Origin of the sequence: Ruminococcus sp. SR1/5, from assembly GCF_000209835.1 — a bacterium.
In the GTDB taxonomy this organism is placed as follows: domain Bacteria; phylum Bacillota; class Clostridia; order Lachnospirales; family Lachnospiraceae; genus Blautia_A; species Blautia_A fusiformis.
This window is the reverse complement of the sequence record NC_021014.1, coordinates 1,182,426-1,187,986: the sequence shown is the minus strand read 5'-3', so window position 1 is coordinate 1,187,986 and position 5,561 is coordinate 1,182,426. Positions and strand designations below refer to the sequence as shown.

The following is a 5,561-nucleotide window of genomic DNA, read 5'->3' as shown; positions in this document are numbered from 1 at the left end:
CGTTCCAGGCGGCTTACTTGTAAGATCATAGAATACGCGGTTTACGCCCTTAACTTCATTAATAATACGGTTCATCACCTTATTAAGTACTGCATAAGGAATCTCAGCAGACTCCGCAGTCATGAAGTCAATGGTCTTAACGGCGCGAAGCGCCACTGCATAATCGTATGTTCTGAAGTCTCCCATTACACCTACGCTTCGCATATTTGTAAGGGCTGCAAAGTACTGGTTCGGCATCCAGGACGGATCTTCTCCGTGTTCTTTTTTGTAGTCGGCGGCTGCATTGTCGACTTCTTCACGGTAGATGTAGTCTGCATCCTGTACGATGCGTACTTTTTCCTCGGTGACTTCACCGATGATACGGATTCCAAGTCCCGGGCCCGGGAATGGCTGACGGAATACCAGTCTTTCCGGAATTCCAAGCTCAAGGCCAGCTTTACGGACCTCATCTTTGAACAGGTCACGAAGCGGCTCAATGATTTCTTTGAAATCAACGAAATCCGGAAGACCTCCTACGTTGTGATGGGATTTGATCACTGCGGATTCTCCGCCGAGACCGCTCTCTACAACGTCCGGATAAATGGTTCCCTGTGCAAGGAAATCTACAGCACCGATCTTCTTGGCTTCCTCCTCGAAGATACGGATAAATTCCTCACCGATGATCTTACGCTTCGCTTCAGGCTCTGTAACACCGGCAAGCTTGTCGTAATATCTCTGCTGTGCGTTCACGCGAATAAAGTTCAGATCAAACTGACCATTCGGTCCGAATACACCTTCAACCTCATCACCTTCATCCTTACGAAGAAGGCCATGATCTACAAATACGCAGGTAAGCTGCTTACCGATCGCTCTGGAAAGAAGTCCTGCTGCCACGGAGGAATCTACACCACCTGACAGGGCAAGGAGAACTTTTCCATCACCGACTTTCTCGCGGATCTCTTTGATCGTATGTTCAACAAAGGCATCCATCTTCCAGTCTCCGGCACATTCGCAGACACCAAGTACGAAGTTGGACAGCATTGTCTTTCCTTCTACTGTGTGCAGTACTTCCGGATGGAACTGGATCGCATACAGTTTCTTCTCTTCATTCTGTGCAGTTGCTACCGGACAGTCTGCAGTATGTGCAGCGATCTCAAATCCCGGTGCAGTCTGGGAAATATAGTCTGTATGGCTCATCCAGCAGATTGTTTTGTCGGATACATTTTTGAAGATCCTGGAATCTTTCTTATCGATGAGAAGCTCTGTCTTACCGTATTCGCTGACATCTGCCTTCTCAACTTTTCCGCCAAGGACATGCATCATAAGCTGTGCTCCATAGCAAAGTCCAAGTACCGGAATACCAAGCTCAAATAATTCCTTCTGGTAAGTCGGTGAATCTGCCTCATAGCAGCTGTTTGGTCCGCCGGTAAGGATGATTCCCTTAGGATTCATCGCTTTAATCTTCTCAAGATCTGTCTTGTAAGAATAAATTTCGCAATATACATTGCATTCTCTGACACGTCTTGCAACCAGCTGATTGTACTGACCGCCAAAATCAATGACAATAACTAATTCTCTTTTCAAGGCTTTCCTCCTGTTATTTATAACATCTTTAGAATCTGTTACTCATTATAAATGAGTACATGCACTTTTACAATGCTAATTTTATCTCCCGCCGGAATTTTTATTTTCCGGAAAAATTTTTCACTACTTTTTTTGCCTGCTCATCCCAGTAAGCGCAGTCATTTCTTCCAATTACCTCCGATGTAAACGGAGTACCGTCATTCTTCTTATAATGTCTGGTCGCCCGGAAAACATATTTCGCACCGACATAAACGATCGGTACGTTGAAAAATACGATCAGAATATTTCCAAGATCAGAAAATGCCCAGAGATTTCCAAGCTCCAGTCCTGCGATATTACAGAGGATACCAAATGCGGCAACAAAAAGACCGATACAGCGTACAAAATTAATACAGATCTTATCCTTGCGGATACGGTTGGCTGCGATTTCCGAAAAGCTGATCATTCCAAGCAGACAGGTAAATGCAAACAGGCAGAAACATAAGGTTACAAGAAATGTAACGATCCCGTTCATTGCAGTTCCCGGAGTCAGCACAGCAATGGACTCCGTATATTTGGGAAGTTTATCAAGAGCCTGCCAGCTTTCCGCATCTGCTCCCGTCCAGCAATGTGCCATAACTACCACAAATCCGGTAAGTGTGCAGATCACAATGGTATCAAGAAAAACTCCCAGAGAAGCGATCACACCCTGCTCACATGGATGCTTTGCGTCAGCTGCTGCCGCTGACATGGTGATCGTTCCCTGACCAGCCTCATTGGACATCAGGCCTCGTTTTACGCCCTGTGCAAGAACTGTTCCAAAAACACCTCCAAAAAATGCATCCGGCTTAAAGGCTCCTGCAAACACACTTCCGAAGAAATACGGAATACGGGTAAAATTCAATATGATAAGAAGTAACACTACTACCATATAGAGCACTGCCATCACCGGCACCATCATATCTGTCCATCTGGATACTTTTTTGATTCCGCCAAATGCGATAGCTGCTGTGAGGATTACGATCAGCGTACCTACTATATAATAGAAGGCTGATCCGCTTGGAATGGTTTTTCCGGTTACGATCTCTGCCATGCGTCCTACTGATGAAACAACGTTAAAGCCCTGTGCCGGCAGACAGCAAAGCGCATACAAAATATACAATACCGAAAGAAAAACGCCGATCCATACCTTATTTCCAAGAAGCTTTCTCCCATAAAAAGGAAGACCTCCTACGAACTCATCGTCCTTCTTCTCCTTGAAAATCTGAGCAAGGACACCCTCCATGTATGCAACTGCCATCCCAAAAAACGCAGATATCCACATCCAGAACAGGGCCCCCGGTCCACCCACTGCAATAGCACCTGTTACGCCCAGGATATTTCCCGGTCCTACACGCATAGCTGAACTCAGGAAAAACGATGCAAGCGGCGAAATTCCTGTTTCCACAACACGTTTCTCCGTCATGGTCCTGATTCCTTTTTTAAAGTAAGTCACCTGCATAAAACCGATCCTGAAACTAAAAAAAATCCCGGACCCAAGAAGTAATATGATCGCAAAGGATATATTTCCCAGAATCGGAATATTGCTGTACCAGTCAAAATTCGTGGGGAACTCCCACAGAAAATCAGACAGTGGACCGATAAAGCTGAACACTCCATTGATCGCCTCAAACACTTTCTCCATAGCCATCTCCTCCCTTTTCATCTGAATACCTCAGAATTGAACCATCTTTCCGGATATTACATTTTCCGCTGAATATAAAATATAGATATATTCATTTATACCCCTCAGAAAAATTTCCGCACCTGTTCATATAACATGTGTACCACATCCATCCTCGTTCATTTCCCCTCCGGATTTTTATGCTATGGTTTATTATACCGTATCGGCTTAAAAAAGTCTTATTTATTTTCACTATTTTTGTACAAATTTCAGAATTTTCTATTCTTACAAGCCCCACCGACTGCTATTGCTTTTCGCACCCCCCGCAGGGGACTTACTTGATTCGAGTCAAGCGGATATTCGCAATCCGCTTCGCTACGCGGCTCTACACCGAATAACTTCTTCGCAGTTTATCAGACTTTATAAGATATTTAGACTTTCCTCACAAATTTTTAAAACGCTTCTCACAGTTCCATCACATTTTGACGGTATATTATTAATCAAATAAAGCACAAAGCTTTTTCATCTTATAGATCATTACTTATTTTTCTTTTCATACTCTGCCGGGTTCCTTCCAAGACCCGGCCCTCCTTTTTATCTTCTTACAAACTCCCATAGTATACCATCCTTTCTTTATTCAAAAGGATCTATACCTATAATCATGGTGTCTATATTAGACATTCTGATTCTATCTGATGATCGACATTTTCATCTCGGTCCATTTACTCCGCATCACTTCACGCCCAGATATCCTTATCCCCCCTGAAACCCGAATAAACACAACAAAAAAACACCGTCCCCGCAGCTCTATATCTGCAAAAACAGTGCCTTTAGTGCGTCTTCAGGGGTTCGAACCCTGGACACCCTGATTAAGAGTCAGGTGCTCTACCAACTGAGCTAAAAACGCTTATTTAATTATTTGTCTTTCGTTTTTGTTTCGTTCGTTCCTCAAGACATGTTGTATTATACGTTATGATTTGAAGAAAGTCAACACCTTTTTTAATTTTTTATTTTTTCTTTTTATTTTTTATATCTTCATTTGATGCAATTTTGTTCAGTGATTTTTCTATTTCTGACAGCGAATTTCTGATCTGAAATGCCTGGCTTTTAACGCCGCGTTTTACACTGTTGAGATTTCGACGGAATGAGTTGGATTTTCTTTTTTTCAAACCTTATCTTCCCCTCTTTCTTTATACAGATCAGGCAGCTTCTCCTGCAGATTCATATATTCCTGCCTGACGCTCCCTCTTATTTATTATATGAAAACAGGCCGATCTGTTTACAGATCAGCCCGATAAAACAACCTTCTATATTAACGCAGAATATCTATGCGCCAGATAAGCTTTGATATCAGATACCTTCTGAGAACCACTTAACCTTACCTCTTCTATTTTTGTCTGATCACCATCTTACAGATCGGATTGCCCATGGAAGAAAACTTCTCCTCATACTCCGTCATCACATTTCCCTTCACCAGCTCCTCATCATGATGAAGATCAAACGTACAAATCTCCAGGTTCCAGTCAGACTCCTTCACCTCTTCCAGGGAAAATTCAAACAATCCACGGTTATCTGTCTTAAATTCCACAGTACCCTCTTTTTTCAGGACCTGCTCATACCTCTTCAAAAACTCCCTGGAAGTCAGTCTTCTCTTGGCATGACGGGCCTTCGGCCACGGATCGGAAAAATTCAGATAAATCCCGTCAACCTCATCCTTCTCAAAAATCTCCGGCAAAAGCCTTGCATCCACACGGATGAACACCAGATTTGAAAACTTCTCCCCGGCCTCCTCAAGCTCCTCCCTCTTCTGAAGTGCCCGAAGCAGCACACTGTCATACATCTCGATCCCAACATAATTCCTCTCAGGATGCAGCCTCGCCATATCCATCAGAAAACGCCCTTTTCCCATACCAACCTCAAGAAAAAGCGGTCTCTTCTCCCCAAAAACACTCGCCCATTCCCCTTTAAACTTCTCCGGTTCATCAATCACCCAGTCACACTCCAAAATCGCATCCTTCGCCCCGGGAATATTACGTAATCTCATAAATAACCTCCAAATTAATCTTCCTATAATATACAGATCAAATAACTACCTCTCGCAGCCAGCAAAAGCAGTCTATAACAATTCCCCAAACCAATGAAACCACTATAATACATCCGCCACCAGCCACACAAACCAGAATACCTGCACAAATCCAAAAAAATCATCATTCCTCTTCCAGAATATCCGATAAAACACCCTGTACAATGCATCCCAATATTCAACTATACATGTAACCCCCACCCCGCCGCAAGCAAAAAATAAAAAAAATCCTCAACCAGGCGACAGCAACGCGCTTCGCCATCCACCCCCAAT

Annotated in this window: 3 protein-coding genes and 1 tRNA gene; all 4 read right to left on the bottom strand. The window is 43.5% G+C overall.

Annotated features, from left to right (window positions below; all coding sequences use genetic code 11):
• Positions 1 to 1,563, bottom strand: a 1,563-nt coding sequence (guaA, locus tag CK1_RS06045) for a glutamine-hydrolyzing GMP synthase (protein ID WP_306288798.1), incomplete at its 3' end; no start/stop codon positions are given.
• Positions 1,564 to 1,663: 100 nt separating this feature from the next.
• A complete protein-coding gene (locus CK1_RS06040) occupies positions 1,664 to 3,226 on the bottom strand; it encodes an alanine/glycine:cation symporter family protein (RefSeq protein WP_015525397.1) in 1,563 nt (520 codons plus the stop codon).
• Between the two features lie 813 nt (positions 3,227 to 4,039).
• Positions 4,040 to 4,112, bottom strand: a tRNA-Lys gene (locus tag CK1_RS06035).
• 480 nt (positions 4,113 to 4,592) lie between these two features.
• Entirely contained in the window at positions 4,593 to 5,249 is a 657-nt protein-coding gene (gene trmB / locus CK1_RS06030) for a tRNA (guanosine(46)-N7)-methyltransferase TrmB (RefSeq protein ID WP_015525395.1), read from the bottom strand.
• Positions 5,250 to 5,561 lie beyond the last annotated feature (312 nt).